Source organism: Aeromonas sp. SER (assembly GCF_038739615.1).
GTDB classification, from domain to species: Bacteria; Pseudomonadota; Gammaproteobacteria; order Enterobacterales; family Aeromonadaceae; genus Aeromonas; species Aeromonas jandaei.
Map to the genome: position 1 here is coordinate 344405 of NZ_JBCGFC010000003.1, position 17921 is coordinate 362325.

At 57.4% G+C, this 17921-nt stretch carries 16 protein-coding genes; 11 read left to right on the top strand and 5 right to left on the bottom strand.

Going from position 1 to position 17921, the window contains the following annotated elements; translation table 11 throughout:
* Positions 1-4 precede the first annotated feature (4 nt).
* Positions 5-1219 (top strand): ROK family protein, encoded by a 1215-nt coding sequence (locus AAHA41_RS06620; RefSeq protein WP_033113459.1) that lies wholly within the window; start codon positions 5-7, stop codon positions 1217-1219.
* Positions 1220-1290: 71 nt separating this feature from the next.
* Here AAHA41_RS06620 and AAHA41_RS06625 read toward each other — a convergent pair whose 3' ends face one another.
* Positions 1291-2907, bottom strand: coding sequence for a phosphoethanolamine--lipid A transferase (locus AAHA41_RS06625; RefSeq protein WP_323068764.1), 1617 nt, complete (start codon positions 2905-2907; stop codon positions 1291-1293).
* 230 nt (positions 2908-3137) lie between these two features.
* Here AAHA41_RS06625 and AAHA41_RS06630 point away from each other — a divergent pair, with 230 nt between their 5' ends.
* From AAHA41_RS06630 to AAHA41_RS06670, 9 genes are all read left to right on the top strand, one after another.
* Complete coding sequence (locus AAHA41_RS06630) at positions 3138-4373, top strand: HD-GYP domain-containing protein (protein WP_042032413.1); 1236 nt, start codon at positions 3138-3140, stop codon at positions 4371-4373.
* 353 nt (positions 4374-4726) lie between these two features.
* The gene (locus AAHA41_RS06635) at positions 4727-6397 is read left to right on the top strand and encodes a sensor histidine kinase (RefSeq protein WP_323068762.1); all 1671 of its coding nucleotides are present in this window, start codon (positions 4727-4729) and stop codon (positions 6395-6397) included.
* Positions 6394-7098, top strand: coding sequence for a two-component system response regulator BtsR (gene btsR, locus AAHA41_RS06640; RefSeq protein ID WP_323068761.1), 705 nt, complete (start codon positions 6394-6396; stop codon positions 7096-7098). The genes AAHA41_RS06635 and btsR overlap by 4 nt, the downstream gene beginning before the upstream one ends.
* A 140-nt stretch (positions 7099-7238) precedes the next feature.
* Positions 7239-8660, top strand: coding sequence for a carbon starvation protein A (locus tag AAHA41_RS06645; RefSeq protein ID WP_041208399.1), 1422 nt, complete (start codon positions 7239-7241; stop codon positions 8658-8660).
* 210 nt (positions 8661-8870) lie between these two features.
* Positions 8871-9209: a DUF3302 domain-containing protein gene (locus tag AAHA41_RS06650; protein WP_033113465.1), complete on the top strand. Its 339-nt coding sequence runs from the start codon at positions 8871-8873 to the stop codon at positions 9207-9209.
* Positions 9210-9212: 3 nt separating this feature from the next.
* A complete protein-coding gene (locus AAHA41_RS06655) occupies positions 9213-10250 on the top strand; it encodes an HlyD family secretion protein (protein ID WP_033113466.1) in 1038 nt (345 codons plus the stop codon).
* A gap of 104 nt (positions 10251-10354) precedes the next feature.
* A complete protein-coding gene (locus tag AAHA41_RS06660; RefSeq protein ID WP_323068760.1) occupies positions 10355-12115 on the top strand; it encodes a DEAD/DEAH box helicase in 1761 nt (586 codons plus the stop codon).
* A gap of 132 nt (positions 12116-12247) precedes the next feature.
* Entirely contained in the window at positions 12248-13684 is a 1437-nt protein-coding gene (gene dacB / locus AAHA41_RS06665) for a D-alanyl-D-alanine carboxypeptidase/D-alanyl-D-alanine-endopeptidase (RefSeq protein WP_042032408.1), read from the top strand.
* A 139-nt stretch (positions 13685-13823) separates the two neighbouring features.
* Positions 13824-14090, top strand: a complete 267-nt coding sequence (locus tag AAHA41_RS06670) for a GrxA family glutaredoxin (protein WP_033113477.1) — start codon at positions 13824-13826, stop codon at positions 14088-14090.
* A 76-nt stretch (positions 14091-14166) separates the two neighbouring features.
* Here the strand turns inward: AAHA41_RS06670 and AAHA41_RS06675 are convergent, their stop codons facing one another.
* Complete coding sequence (locus AAHA41_RS06675) at positions 14167-15012, bottom strand: endonuclease/exonuclease/phosphatase family protein (protein ID WP_323068759.1); 846 nt, start codon at positions 15010-15012, stop codon at positions 14167-14169.
* A 105-nt stretch (positions 15013-15117) separates the two neighbouring features.
* On the opposite strand from AAHA41_RS06675, the gene AAHA41_RS06680 reads away from it, so the two are divergent.
* Positions 15118-15342 carry a hypothetical protein gene (locus tag AAHA41_RS06680; protein ID WP_323068757.1) on the top strand — a complete coding sequence of 75 codons (225 nt, stop codon included), beginning with the start codon at positions 15118-15120 and terminating at the stop codon, positions 15340-15342.
* On the opposite strand, the gene yciA is transcribed toward AAHA41_RS06680, so the two are convergent.
* The 3 genes from yciA to AAHA41_RS06695 all read right to left on the bottom strand — a co-directional run bounded on the left by yciA (position 15343) and on the right by AAHA41_RS06695 (position 17763).
* Positions 15343-15747 carry an acyl-CoA thioester hydrolase YciA gene (gene yciA / locus AAHA41_RS06685; RefSeq protein ID WP_033113469.1) on the bottom strand — a complete coding sequence of 135 codons (405 nt, stop codon included), beginning with the start codon at positions 15745-15747 and terminating at the stop codon, positions 15343-15345.
* Between the two features lie 59 nt (positions 15748-15806).
* On the bottom strand, positions 15807-16625 hold the full coding sequence (locus AAHA41_RS06690) for an NAD-dependent epimerase/dehydratase family protein (RefSeq protein ID WP_323068756.1): 819 nt from the start codon (positions 16623-16625) through the stop codon (positions 15807-15809).
* A gap of 256 nt (positions 16626-16881) precedes the next feature.
* On the bottom strand, positions 16882-17763 hold the full coding sequence (locus AAHA41_RS06695) for an SH3 domain-containing protein (protein WP_323068754.1): 882 nt from the start codon (positions 17761-17763) through the stop codon (positions 16882-16884).
* Positions 17764-17921 lie beyond the last annotated feature (158 nt).

Sequence of the window (17921 nt, forward strand, 5' to 3'; positions counted from 1 at the left end):
CATCATGACTGGCGGACAAATAGCAAACGTAGATCTTATCAAGCAGGTCAACAGTGCAGCCGTATATCGGCTCATCGACCTGCAAGGCCCCATCTCGCGGGTCAAAATTGCCGAGTTGAGTCAGCTGGCCCCGGCCAGCGTGACCAAAATAACCCGGCAACTGATCGAGCATGGCCTGATCAAGGAGACCTCTCCGCAAGCCTCCACCGGCGGGCGGCGAGCCATCTCGCTGACCACCATCAAGCATCGCTTTCAGTTTGTCTCCGCCAAGCTGGGCCGTGGCTACCTGCAGCTGAGTCTCTATGATCTCGACGGCAAGGAGCTCGACCAGCACGTCATTCAGGTGACCGAGATCGACCAGCAACCCGTGGTCGACATGCTGCTGCGGGAAATTGGCGCCTTCATCGACGCCAACGCCGAGCGCAGCCGCAATCTCATCAGCATCGCCCTCACCATGCCGGGTCTGGTCAATCCGGAATCCGGCATGGTCATCTATACCCCCAAGTACCAGATCCGCAATCTGGGACTGGCAAAGCTGCTTGAGAACCACTTTAACCTCCCCTGCTATGTGGGCAACGACACCCGCTCGCTGGCGCTGGCCGAACACTTCTTCGGCGAGTCCCGCGACTGCATGGACTCCATTCTGGTGAGCGTCCACCAAGGCACAGGCTCCGGGATCATCACCAAGGGTCAGGTGTTCCTCGGTCAGAACCGCAACGTCGGCGAGATCGGCCATATCCAGGTCGAGCCACTCGGCAAGCGCTGCCACTGCGGCAACTTCGGTTGCCTTGAGACCATCGCCTCCAACGAAGCGATCATCGATAAGGTGAAGGAGCTTATCAGCCGCGGCCACCAGAGCTCGCTGCAGGAGAAGCACATCACCATTCAGGAGGTGTGCAAGGCGGCGCTGGCGGGCGACGAACTGGCTCGCAGCGTCATCGAGAACGTCGGCGAACATCTGGGACGGGCGGTGGCCATCACGGTCAACCTGTTCAACCCGCAAAAGGTGCTGATCGCCGGCGAAATAACCGCAGCCGAAGAGATCCTCTTCCCGGCTATCCGCCGCTGCGTTGAGCACCAGTCCCTGCCTAGCTTCCACCGTGGCCTGCCCATCGTGAAGGCGCGCTTCCAGAACCAGCCGACCTATGGCGGCTTTGCGCTGGTCAAACGTGCCCTGCTGGAGGGAGACCTGCTGCAGATCATCATGGAGCAGAAGTAAGGTTTATCCTTTGCAATAAAAAACGGCAGCCAGTGGCTGCCGTTTTTTATTGGGCGAATCTCGACCCCTTATCACTGACTTCTGCAAGCTTTGAACAGATCCAGACCCCCGTCGTAGACCTTGGTCTGCACATCCATAATCCCCAGCATCGAGTGAAACAGGTTGTCGTGGGAGAAGCGCTTGCTGCTTGCCTCCCCGGCCAGGCAGCTCATATCCAGCTGACGGTTGGCTACCATTTGCGGAGAGAGCCAGGTCAACAGGGGGACCTTGGTCTGATCGTCCGGTGCGAACTTGTAGGGTGTACCGTGCAGGTAAAGTCCCATGGCACCCAGCGATTCGCCGTGATCCGAGAGGTAAAGCAGGCCGGTGTTGTACTTGCTCTCCAGAGCCTTGAGCTTGTCGATAAGCTGCGCCACCACCTTGTCGGTATAGCGGATAGTGTTGTCATAGGTGTTGACCAGCTCCTCGTCGCTGCAGTTTTCAATGTCGCTGCGCGGGCAGTCGGGCACGAATACCCGATCACTGGCTGGATAGCGGCGATAGTAGGTCGGGCCGTGACTCCCCATCAGGTGAAAGACCACCAGCTTGTTGCCCTTCATTCGGGCGATCTGCTGATCCAACCCCTCCAGCAGTACCTCGTCATAACAGGAACCACCCTTGCAGAAGGCCGGATAATCCTTTGGCGCTATATCGATAGTCGGCACGTTGCGGCATACCCCCTTGCAACCGGCATCGTTGTCCTTCCAGAGCACCGAGATCCCGGCATGTTGCAGAACATCGAGCAAGCCATCCTGAGCGTTCGCCTGCTGCTCGTCATAGCCACGGCGGGTCAGGTTGGAGAACATGCAGGGCACCGAAACCGCGGTGGCGGTACCGCAGGAGCGTACATCCCGAAACGAAACGACGCCCCCCTCTTTGTCGGTAAAGCTGTTGGTCGGTTTGCCATAGCCGTTGAGGGAGTAATTTTTGCTGCGCGCCGTCTCCCCCACAACCAGAAACATCAGGGTCGGTTTATCTCCTTTGGCGATGACTTTCGCATCAGTCCCCAACGGTTGATAAGGAATGGGGGTAGCAAATACCACGTCGCGGGCATATTTGTAGATGCCGTTGACATAGTTGGCCGGCACTATCTGCTTGCCCAGGATCCGGTGATTGCGGCCGATCGAGACGTAATCCTGATAGTAAAGAGCCGCCACGCCTCCCACGAACAGCAGCGAGAGGGCCAGTGCACCAGCCCTGATGGCCAGCCCCTTGTACCAGTTTGCCGGATAGCGCACCTTCAGCGACCAGAGCACCAGCATGGGCAACACGCCGGTCAGCAGGAACCAGAGCACGACCGGCATATTCAGGTAGGAGGTCGCCTCACTGTTGTTGGTCTCCACTATGTTCTGAATCATGCTGGCATCGAAGATGACGCCGTACTTGAGCATGGCGTAACTGACTATGGAACCCGTCAGGATCAACAGCGAAAAGAAGGGCTTGAGCAACCAGCGGAAGGTAAAGGGAATAAAAACGGCGTTGAGTGCGGCAAGCAGCACCAGAGGAACCGAGATAACGAAACCGGCCCGGACATGTTCCAGACCACTGATAACAGAATAAAAACGAAGAAAGAAAGGCCAGTTCAGCACCAGTGCGAAAAAGAGCACCAGCAACAAATTCACCTTCATCACACCGAGCGTGATGCGCATAGAAGACTCCTGAATGCCGGACGACACAATAAATGGCGGGGCAACACTACCAGAAACAGTGCCGCCAGCGTAGAAGGCAAAAATTAAGCGCGAATTAAGAGATAACGCAGCGCTCCGTGCGCATCATCACAGCCTCGCATCCAGTCAACCGTTACCTTGGTTTTTTTGTTGTCTATCCATCGGATTTTGCTAGCTTGTTGGGTAGGCATTCAAGAAATGCGAGTTCATCAATGGCACTGATCGAAGCCTCTATAGAACAGCTGAGGGTTGGCCACTTTATCCATCTTCCCACCGGATGGACAAACCATCCTTTTATGTTCAATGCCTTCAAGATCAAGGATCAGCAGCAGCTGGATATCATTCGCCACCTTGATCTGAACCTCATGATGGTGGACCCCGACAAGAGCGACCTGCCGATCGAGCCGCTGCTGCGCGGCGATGTGCCCGATGCCGGCCCCGACCTCGAAGAGCTGGAAGAGCTGATCGCCTCTGGCCCGCCCCCCTTTGACGAAAAAGCCTTCCGCCGCTCCATGCGTGCCGCCGACAAGGCATTTGGCCAGTCGATGAGCGAGCTGAGAGACGCATTGGGCTCTCTCAACCTGAAACCCGACGAGGGGCTGGCCAATACCGCCCAGATTGTCCGCAATGCCGCCCTCCAGCTCAGCCAGCATGAAGGGCCACTCGGTCTGCACCTTATCCGCAACCCCCACACCGACATTTTGCTGCAACACAGCCTCAACGTGGCCTTTATCGCCATGCTGATGGCACGCGAGCTGGGCATGAACCCCATTGAACTGGAAGAGACCGGTCTGGCCGGACTTATCCACGATATCGGCGAGCTCAAGATACCGAGCCAGATCATCCAGAAGCGTGGGGAGCTCAGCAAGGCAGAGCAAAATTTTCTCAATATGCACCCGCAATACGGGCTCGACATGCTGACCCAGCTCAATGCCTTCGAGCCCAAGATCCGTCAGGTGGCACATCTGCATCATGAACGGCTCGACGGCAGCGGCTATCCGCTGGGGATCAAGGGAGGGGAGATACCTCCGCTGGCACGTCTGATCGGACTGGTGGACTTTTATGACGAGCTGCTGCATCCGCGCAGCAGCGCCAATCCGGCGGCGCCCAGCCAGGCCATCAGCCAGCTCTACAAACTCTCCCAGAAGAAGTTCGATCAGACGCTGGTCAAGCTGCTGGTCAAGGTGCTGGGGGTTTATCCACCGGGATCGCTGGTGAAACTCTCGGACGAAACGGTGGCGCTGGTGTTGTCCACCGAGCCGACCATGCCGCTCAAACCGAAAATTCTCACCTATATCAAAGGGCAGCGCCCGGAAGCCGTACCGATGATCGATCTGCGCGAGGACGAGCGCACCATCACCGCCTTTATCAAGCAGGAAGAGCTGGATGAGGGGCAACGGCTCTTCTTCAATCTGACCCGACGCTTCTGTTACTACTTTGCGTTTTGAGTTATCCCCAGAAGCTGGGGATAACTCATTGGACAAACCGGAATAATTGCTCGAAGACCCGCCGAAAGGTTGTCATCTGACCATGTATAAAAAACGCCCAGCCATTGGGCCGGGCGGAGCATGCCACCTCCGTGTGGCGTATCCAGCGGATACATTCATGCTCCATCCACCAATACCAACCCCGGTGCGCTTACACAAATATCAATTTAACTTGCTGATTTAATATGGTTTTATCCATCCGTTCTGGCAAACTGGCAGACCGTGCCGCCCCGTTCGGCCGCCAGAACAAGATCCTGATCACACTTATGCACGGGCTGGCGATTATTTCACCCGACTTATGAGGAGCGTTTTTTATGCAGTTGGTCCTCTCCTTGCTGCAGCAGATGAGCGTCAGTCTGGTGATCGCCTACCTCTTTTCCAAAAGCCCGCTGCTGCGACCGCTTGCCAACTATTCGGTCAGACTACCTCACAAGGTACTGATATACATTATTTTTTCCAGCTTTTGCATCCTTGGCACCTATGTCGGCCTCGACATTGATGACGCCATCGCCAACACCCGGGCCGTCGGTGCCGTACTGGGTGGTTTGCTGGGTGGTCCGCTGGTGGGATTTCTGGTCGGACTGACCGGGGGTTTGCATCGTTATACCCTGGGAGGATTCACCGATCTCGCCTGCGCCATCTCCACCACCTGCGAAGGGCTCTTGGGCGGCATAGTGCATTGGCGTCTGATGCGAGCCGGCAAGATGGATGCACTGTTCGAGCCTCGCATCGCCTTCTTTACCACCCTCTATGCCGAAATCCTGCAGATGGTCATCATCCTGCTGGTGGCGACCCCGTTCGACAAATCCCTACTGCTGGTGCGCACCATTGCCACCCCGATGATTTTGGCCAACTCCTGCGGTGCAGCGCTCTTTATCAGCATGATCCGCGATCAGCAGCAGATGTATGAGAAGTTCTCCCGGGTCTTCTCCGCCAAGGCGCTCAATATCGCCAACCGCACCGTGGGGATCATGAGTCAGGGCTTTACCCCCGAGGCGAGCCACAAGATTGCCCGCATCATTCAGGAGGAGACCGGTGTCGGTGCCGTGGCCATTACGGATACCGACAAGATCCTCGCCTTTATCGGTACCGGCGAAGATCACCACTTGCCGGGCACGCCCATCACCTCAGCTATCACCATGCGCGCCATAGAGCGCAACAAGGTGTTGTTCGCCGATGGCAACAGCCAGCCCTATCGCTGCAGCCTTTCGCCTCAATGCCAGTTGGGCTCGGTACTGGTGATCCCGCTGCAGGGGGACAAAGGAGTGATCGGCACCATCAAGCTCTACGAGCCCAAAAAGCGGCTCTTTCTCAAGATCAACCACACCTTGGGGGAAGGGATCGCCAACCTGCTGTCACAGCAGCTGCTGGCCGGTCGGCTGGAGCAGCAGCAGCGGCTGCTGGTGCAGTCCGAACTCAAACTGATCCAGGCCCAGATCAATCCCCATTTTCTGTTCAATACCCTCAACACCATTAGCGCCATCACCCGCCAAGATCCGGGCAAGGCGCGGGATCTGCTGCTGCATTTGTCGCGTTTTTTCCGCAAGAATCTCAAGCGCCAGAGCGGCCTTACCACCCTGCAGGAGGAGCAGGAACACTGCCGCTCCTATCTGGAGATCGAGCTGGCCCGCTTTGGCGATCGGCTGACGGTGCAAAACGATATTCCGGCCCATCTGGCCACGCTGCAGTTGCCGAGCTTCACCCTGCAGCCCCTTATCGAAAATGCCATCAAGCACGGCATCTCCACCCTACTGGATAAGGGGTGCCTGCATCTCTACACGGAAGAGACACAGGAGACAGTAACCATCCATGTGGAGGACAACGCCGGCGCCTGGCAACCGCGACCGGCCGGGGATGGACTGGGAATGACCATAGTGGATCGGCGCCTCAAGAGCGCCTTTGGCGAGCGCTATGGGGTGAGCGTCAGCTACGAGCCCGAACAGTGGACGCGCGTCTCTGTCACCTTGCCCAAGGAGCAACCATGATCCGGACCCTGATTGTCGATGATGAGCACTACGCCCGCGAAGAGCTGAAACAGCACCTTGCCTGTGATCCCGCCATCGAGATAGTGGGGGAAGCAGGCAATGCCATCGAGGCGCTGCCGCTTATTCAGCGCCTCAAGCCAGACGTGGTCTTTCTCGATATCCAGATGCCCAAGCTAAGCGGTATGGAGCTGGTCGCCATGCTTGACCCCCTGCCCCGCATCGTCTTTGTCACCGCCTTTGACGAATATGCCATTCAGGCATTTGAAGAGAACGCCTTCGACTACCTGCTCAAGCCAGTGGAACCGGCGCGGCTGGCCAAGACCCTCGCCCGTCTCAAGCAAGATATCTCCCCACAACCGGTCGAAGCGCTGGCCCCCGCCATCCGCCATATTCCCGGCTATCTGCACAACCGGGTACGGCTGCTGCCCATCGAGCAGGTGGAGTATGCCTTCTCCGATCTGGGCGGCGTCCATGTCGCCTGTCAGGGTGAGCTGTTCCACACCCAGCTCACCCTCAAATCCCTGGAGGAGAAGAGCCCGCTGCTGCGCTGCCACCGCCAGTATCTGGTCTCCCCCAACGCCATCTTCGAGATCCGGCTGCTCGATAACCAGCTGGCGGAGATAGTCACCCCGAGCGGCGCCCGGGTGCCGGTCAGCCGCCGCTACCTGAAAGAGCTGAAGGAGCGACTAGGGCTGGAGTGAACCGTGGAGTGTGCGCCTGATCACAGCCGCCGACCGCTCGGCACGCCATGGCGCCGCTCATCATTTTTCACCTGCCATTAACAGCCCAACGTCCTAGAGTGGCTGCGCACACCTAAAAATAAAAATGCAGGAGCGTAGCAATGATCTGGTTCTTCCTCTGTGTCGGCTTACTTGTGGCCGGCTACTTCATATACGGCAAATTCATCGAACGGATATTCGGCCCGAAACCGGAGCTGAAAACCCCCGCCATCACCATGGCTGACGGGGTGGACTATGTCCCCATGTCGGACAAGAAAGTCTATCTGGTTCAACTGCTCAACATCGCCGGCGTCGGCCCCATCTTCGGCCCCATTCTGGGTGCCCTCTATGGCCCGGTCGCCATGCTCTGGATCGTCTTCGGCTGCATCTTCGCCGGTGCGGTTCACGACTACTTCTCCGGCATGCTGTCGGTGCGCGCCAGAGGTGCCTCGGTACCGACCGTAGTCGGTGAGCATCTGGGCAATGCCGCCAAACACTTCATGAACCTGTTCGCCGTGGTACTGCTGATGCTGGTGGGCGTGGTGTTCGTGCTGAGTCCGGCAGGGCTGCTCGCCAACCTCACCTCCACCGATCTGGTCTACTGGATCATGGCGATTTTTGCCTACTACATCCTCGCGACCATAGTCCCCATCGACAAGATCATCGGCCGCTTCTACCCCATCTTCGGCGCCCTGCTGGTCTTCATGTCGGTCGGCCTTATCATCGGTCTGATTGTCTCCGGCAAAGGTTTCTACAACACCGGGATGGACTTCTCCAACCTGCACCCGACCGAGCTGCCGCTCTGGCCGCTGCTGTTCATCACCATCGCCTGTGGCGCGGTATCCGGCTTCCACGCCACCCAGTCACCGCTGATGGCGCGCTGCATGCAGAACGAGAAGTCCGGCCGTTTCATCTTCTACGGCGCCATGATCGGTGAAGGGATCATCGCCCTTATCTGGTGCACCCTGGGTCTCTCCTTCTACGACAGCACCGAAGCGCTCAACGCCACCATGGCCAACGGCGGCCCGGCTGCCGTAGTGCACGAAGTCTCCACCAGCCTGCTCGGCACCGTGGGCGGCATTCTGGCCATTCTCGGTGTGGTGATCCTGCCTATCACCTCCGGCGACACCGCGTTTCGCAGTGCCCGCCTCATCGTGGCGGACTTCCTGAAGCTGACCCAGAAACCGATGGCCAAGCGACTGCTGATCGCCATCCCCATGTTCATTCTTGGTTTCATCATCTCCAAGGCCGAGTTCGGGGTGATCTGGCGCTACTTCGGCTGGGCCAACCAGACCACCGCCGTCATCATGCTGTGGGCCGCTGCCGCCTTCCTCATCAAAGAGGGCAAGCTGCACTGGGTCTGCACCATCCCCGCCATGTTCATGACCGCCGTTGTGTTTACCTACCTGGCCAACGCCCCCATCGGGTTCGGGCTGGAGATGGGGATCTCGACCATCATTGGTCTGGCCGCCACTACCGTGATTACCGTGGCCTTCCTGGTGAAATTCCGTCAACCGCTGGTCAGCAACCCCAGCGAAGGGTGATGCCGGTATCCGGTTGTAAAAAAGGGGCCTGCTGGCCCCTTTTACATTGACAAAAAAGCCAATAAAACAACTCGTTATTCCCTTAAGCTCCTATACAGCACAAGCCCTTAAGATTCCGTGCGGCCTGACGATAAATATGTGATTTTCAATTGCTTTCCCGAATATATGAATCAATGATAAAGCTGTGCTTGAAGCCAGTGGAGGTTATACATGTTCCTTGATTACTTTGCCCTTGGCCTGCTCGTCTTTGTCGCGCTGGTCATCTTCTACGGAGTCATCGTGATCCACGATATTCCTTACGAAATCGCCAAACATCGGAATCACCCTCATCAGGATGCCATCCATGTTGCCGGCTGGGTCAGCCTGTTTACGCTGCACGTGTTGTGGCCTTTCCTCTGGATCTGGGCCACCCTCTACCGCCCGGATCGGGGCTGGGGCTTTAACCAGCGTCTGCAAAAAGATGAAGATGATATCGCGGCCCTCAGAGAGGAGCTGGCCGAGCTGAAAGGCCGCCTCAACCATATCGAACAGCAAGAGCAACAGGGATAAATCATGGACCTGCTACTGATCCTGACCTACACGGCACTCTGCGTAGCCATCTTCAAAATCTTCCGGATCCCGCTCAACAAGTGGACAGTTCCCACCGCCGCGCTGGGTGGCGTGATCCTCATCGGCACCCTCATCATGCTGATGAACTACAACCACCCCTACTCCGAGATGGCACGCAACTACTACCTCTCAACCCCCATTGTGCCGCTGGTCAAAGGCCGGGTGGTCGAGGTGCCGGTACAAGCCAACCAGCCGGTGAAAAAGGGCGACGTGCTGTTTCGCCTTGATGATGAGCCCTTCAAGCTGAAGGTGGAAAGTCTGACTGCACGGCTCAATGCCAACAAGGATCAACTCAAGTCGATCGATGCCAGACTGCGCTCCGCCAAGCTGGATCGGGATCGCGCCAGCGACCTGATGCGCCGTGGCGTCGGCAAGCAGCGTGACCTCGACGTCACTCAGGCGAGCGTGGACGAGATCGCCGCCCAGATGGATCAGCAACGCGCCATGCTGGAAGATCTGCAAGCCCAGCTCGATGAAGCCAAATACCAGCTGGCCCAGACCGTGGTCTATGCCCCGAGCGATGGCCATGTGGTGCAGCTCGCCCTGCGTCCCGGCATGATCGCCACCCCCTTCATGTATCGTCCGGTGATGACCTTCATCCACAAGGATGAGACCGCCTATGTCGGCTGGTTCTGGCAGAACAGCATGCAGCGTCTGGCGGTGGGTGACGAGGCCGAAGTGGTGATTGACGGTATTCCCGGCAAGATCTTCAAGGGCAAGGTGACCGCCGTGATCCCGGCCATCGCCGCCGGCAACGTGCAGGCAAACGCCATGTTGCTGGATCAGACCAGCGCTATCCGCCCGGGCCGCATGCCGGTGCTCATCTCCATCACCGACCCCGAGTGGGCCAAGTATCAGGTTATTGCCGGTGCCAGCGGCCAGGCCGCCGTCTATACCGAATACTTCCACCACGTCTCGGTGATGCGCAAGGTACTGCTGCGCATGGCAAGCTGGATGAACTACATCTTCCCCTTCCACTAAGCACACAATCTATTCAACGGGCCGGCATCATGCCGGCCCGCTGTTTTTGTGGCGCCAAGCCCCCTATAATGGCGCCATCCTGCCCTTCCCCGCGCCAAACCTGCATGTTCGTTCTCAGACCCTACCAGACCGACGCCGTCAACGCCGTTATCAGCCACTTTCGCAAACATCCGGATCCCGCCGTGGTGGTACTGCCCACCGGGGCCGGCAAGAGTCTGGTGATCGCCGAACTGGCCCGCAAGGCACGCGGTCGGGTGCTGGTGCTGGCCCACGTCAAGGAGCTGGTGGAGCAGAACCACGCCAAGTACGAGGCGTGGGGGCTCAAGGCCGATATTTTCGCCGCCGGGCTGGATCGCAAGGAGGCGAGCGCCCAGGTGGTGTTTGGCTCGGTACAGTCGGTAGCGCGCAATCTGGCTGCCTTCGACGGGGCGTTTTCGCTGCTCATCATCGACGAGTGCCATCGGGTCTCGCTGGATGACGACAGCCAGTACCATCAGGTGATCGACCATCTCAAGGCTGCCAATCCGGCCCTCAAGATCCTCGGCCTCACCGCGACCCCCTATCGCCTCGGACTGGGCTGGATCTACCGGCGCCACTACCACGGCATGGTCAAAAGCCACGGCGAGCGGCTGTTTGGCGACTGCGTGTTCGAGCTGCCGCTGCGCTTTATGGTCAAAAATGGCTACCTGACGCCGCCGCGCATGGTGGATGCCCCCATCGTTCACTACGACTTCAGCAAGCTGGTGCCGCGGGAGAACGGTCTCTTCAGCGAGGAGGAGCTCAACGGCGAGCTCAAGCGGCAGGAGCGGGTTACACCCCATATCCTGAGTCAGGTACTGGAGTATGCAGCCGACCGGCAGGGGGTGATGATCTTTGCCGCCACCGTCGAACACGCCCGTGAAATTCACGGCCTGCTTGGCGCCCGAGGCCAGCAGGCAGCACTTATCACCGGCGAAACGCCGGGGCCGGAGCGCGATGCCCTCATCAACGCCTTCAAGGCGCGCGAGCTCAAGTTTCTGGTCAACGTGGCGGTGCTCACAACCGGCTTCGACGCCCCCCATGTCGATCTTATCGTGATGCTCAGGCCCACCGAGTCGGTCTCCCTCTATCAGCAGATAGTCGGGCGGGGCCTGCGCCTCTCGCCGGGCAAGGAGGATTGTCTGGTGCTCGACTACGCCGGCAACAACTTCAACCTGTTTGCTCCCGAAGTGGGGGAGCCTCGCCCCCACGCAGGTACCGAGCCGGTGCAGGTGCCCTGCCCTGCCTGCGGCTTTGCCAACACCTTCTGGGGCAAGACCGACGAGGATGGCAAGGTGATCGAGCACTACGGCCGCCGCTGTCAGGGGCTGTTTGAAGATGACGAGGGCAACCGCGAAGAGTGCGACTACCGCTTTCGCGCCAAGATCTGCCCCGCTTGCGGCAGCGATAACGACATCGCAGCCCGCCGCTGCCAGAGCTGCGATCAGCTGCTGGTCGACCCTGACGACAAGCTTAAAGAGGCGCTCAATCTCAAGGATTGCATGGTGATCCGCTGCGCCGGTCTCACCTTCACCGCAGGGCGCGGCAAACAGGGGGAGCGGCTGGAGGTGATCTATCACGATGAGGATGGTCTCACCCTCAATGAGTACTTCGGATTTCACTCCGAGGGCGCACGGCGCTTGTTTCAACAGCACTTTGTGCGTCATCATTGGCCCGCCCCGGGTCTGGAGCCCGAATTTGCCACCCTGGCGAGCGTGCTGGCGGCAGAAAGCCAGTTTCGCCATCCCGATTTCGTCATCGCCCGCAAATCGGGGCGCTTCTGGCAGATAAAAGAGAAGATTTTTGATTATGAGGGTCGCTATCGCACCGCCAACTCGCTGGCGTGATGGCCAGTGGCGACCGGCATAAATCGTATGAATTGCTTTGCCACGGCCGATCCTGCATCGGCGGGTGAAACAAGGTTGAATTATCAGGGTCAGTGCTATCGGTCTGGCCCCTTCGTCACGTTAGAGGATGTTATGCAGCGGCTGTTGATTGGTTTTTGTGCTCTTTTCTCTCTGGCGGCTCATGCCGCCCCGCTGACGCCCCCTCAGGGTGGCCAGTACGCCATCATAGTGCAGGGCAACAACGGCGTTGAGTTTGCCCGTCATGCGGATCAGATGATCGCCCCCGCTTCCACCATGAAGGTGCTCACCGCGCTGGCGGCCCGTCTCGAGCTCGGCGCCGACTTCCGCTTTGCCACCGACATTCAGGCCCAGCCCGGCGCCAAGCAGGGCAACGTCATCAATGGCGATATCTGGATCAACTTCGTCGGCGACCCCACCCTGTCACGGATGGATCTGCTGGCCCTGTTCAAGCAGCTCGGCGTCAACCAGATCAAGGGCAACGTCTACGTCAACACCGGCGCCTACAACGGCTACGAGCGCGGCAACGGCTGGTCGTGGGGGGATCAGACCCTCTGCTTCGCAGCTCCCGTCTCCTCGGTCATCATCGACAAGAACTGCGCCTACGGCACCATCACTGCCACCCAGATTGGCAAACCGGCGGTTGGCAACGTGGCCACCGGCGTGCCCATCGGCATCGGGGCCGACAACGTGGAAGTGATGAGCTACGCCGACATGGCGCGCCAGTTCTGCGCACTGGAAGTGGACATGGCCAAGGGCAACTTCTACGAACTCAAGGGCTGCATCACCCCGAACAAGGATCCGCAGGGTCTGCGTTTCGCCATCCACGACGTGGAAGCCTGGGGCTGGGACAACATCCGCTGGGCGATGGACCGTGCCGGTATCAAGCATGACGGCCTGCTGCGGGTTACCCACAAGGCGCCGGACAACGCCGAGACGCTGGGCACCCACTACTCGGTCTCCCTGCCGGTGATGCTGGCCAAGATGCTGAAGAAATCGGACAACCTCTATGCCGATACCTTCCTCAAAACCGTGGGCCGCCACTACTACAACAAGCCGGGCAGCTATCGCAGCGGCACCATGGCGGTACGCGCCATCCTGACCAAGAACGGCATCGATCTGGGCAACGCCACCCTGGCCGACGGCTCCGGCCTCTCCGCTCACAATCTCATCAGCGCCCGCCAGATGCTGTCGGTGCTGAACTTCATCCAGAAAAATGATGCCGAGCTTGGCCTTATCAAGCTGCTGCCAAGCTCGCAGGTGGATGGCACCCTGGCGTGGCGGCGCAGCGTCACCGCCCCCATGATGAAGAACAAGGTGCATGCCAAGACCGGCACCATCACCGGCACCTCCAATCTGGTGGGCTTTATCGATACCGCCGGTGGCCAGCGCAAGGCGTTCGTGATGTTCCAGCGCGGCTTGTCGCAAGACCCGGCGACCCATGATCGCTACCGTGCCAGCAAGGCCCCCTGGCCCTGGACCGTGTTCGAGAAGGGGGTGCTGGAGAGCATCTACCAGCAGCAGCCGATCCAGATTGCCGACGAGAACTGAGGCAATAGAAGCGCTCGAATCACGGTATCGACAATTTCAACTTTAAGTCGTGACGAGGGGGGGATATGCTGTCCCCTGCCTCTTATCAATGGCCTGACCTGACGGTTTCACACAACGGCCTCACCAACGGAGAGAAAAGATGTTTGCAGTGATTTTTGGTCGCCCCGGCTGCCCCTATTGCGTTCGTGCCAAGCAGATTGCCGAGCAGCTGGTTGAACAGCGCGATGATTTCAAATTCCGCTACGTCGATATCCACGCCGAAGGCATCACCAAAGAAGATCTTGCCAAGAGCGCCGGCAAGCCGGTCAACACAGTACCGCAGATCTTCCTGGACGAGCAGCACATCGGTGGCTGCACCGATTTTGAAGCCTACGCCAAAGAGCATCTGGGCCTTTATCAGCAGTAATGCCTCTGTCGCTGGCAACAGCGCAAAAAAATCCGGCGCCATTGGCGCCGGATTTTTTTATGGGGCAATCACAGGATCACGGCGTCAGCGACTGGGCAGCAAAGCGCGCAATGATGGGGTTGTGATCGGAGCTGTCGGTCGCCGGTGAACTCACCTCGACCAGATCCAGATTGCGGTAGTAGAGATGATCCAGCGGGCGACCAAAGGCGGTACGGCGCAAGTCAGGCACCGGCACGGCCTCCTTCAGACCCAACTCTTCAACCAGCTTGCTCAGCCAGAACTGGCGTTTGTCGCTCCAGGTGTTGAAATCACCGGCCAGGATCACCGGCCCCTGATGGCGGCGCACCAGCGCGGTCAAATCATTGAGCTGCTCGCGGAAGGTGGCCATCCCCAGTTCGAAGTTGACCGCATGGAGGTTGATCACCAGCACGCCGTCAGGGTCGCCCTGCAGCGGATAGAGGCTCACCAGCCCGGATTTGGGGATACGCAGCAAGGGCTCGGGGGAGCGCACGCCACAGACGAACGCCTGCGGGGTCTTGGCTACCGTCATCACCCCGAACGACACACCGCCCTGGGTGAAGGCCTGCAGCTGTTGCCACTGGAAATCACCGGCGCGCAGCCAGTCGAGCATCTCGGGACGGGTGGCCGACTCTTGCAGCAGCACCAGATCCTGCCCCTTGGCGTAGCTGTCCATCCCCTCGCGCCAGTTCTTGCGCTGTCCCTTGTAGAGGTTCCAGACCGTGATGCCGAATTCACGGGGCAGCGCCGTGGTCGCCAGCGCCACCAGCGGCGGACGCTGGCAGTCGATACCCGGCACAATCCCATCGGCCGTGACCAGATGGTTCTGATCCGGCACCTCGAAACAGCCTACCAACCCCAGGGTCAGCAGGGAGGTGCCAAGAATGCGATAACTATTTTTCATCGGCTAAACCGCCCGCCTTTGCTTTGTATCTTGACCATCACAAACGTCATCAACGCCGACTAAGCTGATAGTCCCTGTTCCACTCAACCAGAAGGACGCTGTCTCATGGCGAAAGAACTTCGGTACAACGTGACGTTTTATGATCAACAAGGAAACTGTCATCAAGTGGAGCTGGCCACCGTCTACCAGATAAGACGTGACCCGCAGTGCGATCTCTGTCTGTTCGACACCCTTCAGTATGTAGGGTCAGAGGAGATGCTGGAACGCATGATACGGCAAAAAACCGGGCTTGAGCAGGAAATATCCATCATCAACGCCCGGCTTGTTTGATCAGGCACTCACCGGAACCGGGCGGGATTTGCCGTGTTCGTCGATGGCGACATAGGTGAAGATCCCCTCGGTCACACAGTAGCGCTGGGCGTCGTTTTCCCGCAGTACCGGCTTGACCCACACCTCCAGCTTGAGCTTCATGGAGCTGCGGCCGATCTTCATGCAGCGGCCGTAGCAGCAGACCACATCACCCACCTTGACCGGACTGTGGAAGGTCATGCCTTCGACGGATACGGTACAAATACGTCCTTTTGCCAGCTCCTTGGCCATAATGCCCCCACCTATATCCATCTGGGACATGATCCAGCCACCAAAGATGTCGCCATTGGGGTTGGTATCGGCTGGCATTGCCAGGGTTCTCAGCAACAACTCCCCATCGGGGTGACGTTTTGTATCTACCATCATTACCGCCTCTCTCTCATGGATGGCGGCATGATAGGGGGCGATCACCCCCTTGGCAAACCTCAATTACCCGAGGCGGCGAGCTCGGCAAACCAGTGGGCCGGATCGGGCCAGCGATAGTTGAATCCCATCTGCTGACAAATCAGCTGACCGTCGATGGGCTGAAATTCACCGGCAGGCTCGATAAAGACCGGCGCGGGCAGCCCCTGCTGGCGCGCCGCAAAGGGGTAGAACTGCTCGCGGCGCGGATGCACCGGCGCACTCAGATTGAAAACATTCCCGTCCTTGCCCCGCTCCAGCAGCAGCATGCAAGCCGCCACCACATCGTCCAGATGAACCAGATTGACCGACTGGGCGCCGCCATCGAGAGTCTTGCCCGCAAGAAAACGGCCGGGATGGCGATCCGGGCCATAAAGGCCGGAGGGGCGCACAATCATCACCGTCTCGAAACCGGCCGCCAGCACCGCCTGCTCCGCCGCCAGCATCCGCTCGCCACGGGCATGGCGCGGTTTGGGCTGCTCACCCTCTTCTTGACCCGCCCCCCATACCGAGGTGGCGCTGACAAACAGCACCCGCCGGGTGCCATTCGCTTTGGCCAACGCGCAGGCCCTTGCCACCGCTTGCGGATAGTCATCGGTCTTGCTGGGAGGTACGCAGATCACCAGACTCTCGCAGGGGATGGGCCACGCATCCGACATATGGGCAGAAATCGTCAGCGGATGGGCAGCGATCCCCTCCCCCTGCAAACGGGCCACTTTTTCGGTGCTGCTGACCGTCACCGCCACCTGCGTGCCAGCCGCCAACAGGGCTCGCGCCAGCGGCAGCCCGAGCCACCCCGCCCCCAGAATGCCGATCGTCCCGGCGATATGCTGCTCTGTCATCGTCCCTTCTCCTGCTTGACGCTATTTGCCCCGCAGCTTACCTGCCTTGGGAAGAAAAGGAAGCCTTGGCTTGCAGATAGATAAATGCTGTTGAGCTGGTAATATTTGTATCTGTTCTGCGGCAATTTCACTAAATCTCTCTCGCTGTCACATCATTCTATTTTCATTCATCAATAACATATATTTCTGTAGCAACCTCGGCAAAGGAACACTTGACCATCAATATGTTGGCTATGTTTTGCACAACTGGCTAGAGCTATTTATTAAAGCGCTCTGTATATTCAGTAAACACCCAGCCTTCTAACGGCTCACCTTGTTTTTGAGGTATTGCAACCTTTATCCAACTACGATTCTTTTCAAGAACGTATACAGATTGCCCAAAATTTAAAGTCATAATTATCTCTGACTTGATAGATGGTAAAGATCTCAATCGAACCTCATCTCCGCTAATAAATCTGTTTAGAGGTGTTACATCTACACCGATACTTTTAGGAAGTTTTTTAATCGCATTAGTCTGAACTCTACGAGGTTCATCATTGTTCCTTAGAAACTCTTCAATCTCAGGTTTAATGTATATATCAACAGTTATCGGCGCAATTATTTCAGTTATAAACAACAGTATAATAACTTTAAAGAACCCTGGAAGTTTCTGAAGGGCTTCTAATAATGAATGTCGAGATAAACTACTTTCTCTAAGTGTTTCGTTTACTTCAGATAATACACTGGAAATATCAGAGCCATCTTCATATTCAACTAATTCGGCTGAACACTCATAAAAATCAACACTTTGAATCAAGGCCCGATGTTGTTTCAACAAGTTTAATGTCAAAATAAACTCGTTAGGGAGGTGTGTAAGATTATTGAATGCTGGGAAATTTCGCTCAATAGACCTCAGGTATTTTTGTATCCCGAGCTGGGAAAACTCATCCAACCAAGTCAGATTTATTTTGTATTTATTTATGGACTGAGAAAGCAGTGTAACTTCTGGACTAATAATAGACTTTTGAATAGCATTAATACATTCAATTTCCTTCCTCCACGCTGGATTTAGAACAGATTGAATTCTGTCCATCTGTTTCATCCACGGTTGATTCGATAGCGAATAAACCTTTGCGACACCCTCTATATACTGGCTCATTTTACAGGTTCCCTTTAATTATATTTGCACGTAGATTATCCATAATCTTCATTTTTCTCAATGTGCTAGTACTGACGAATTTCTACATAACACCAAACTTTTTCGGAAAATTGTATATTTTTACTCAACAGACAACTCACTTTCTTTCCACACAAAAA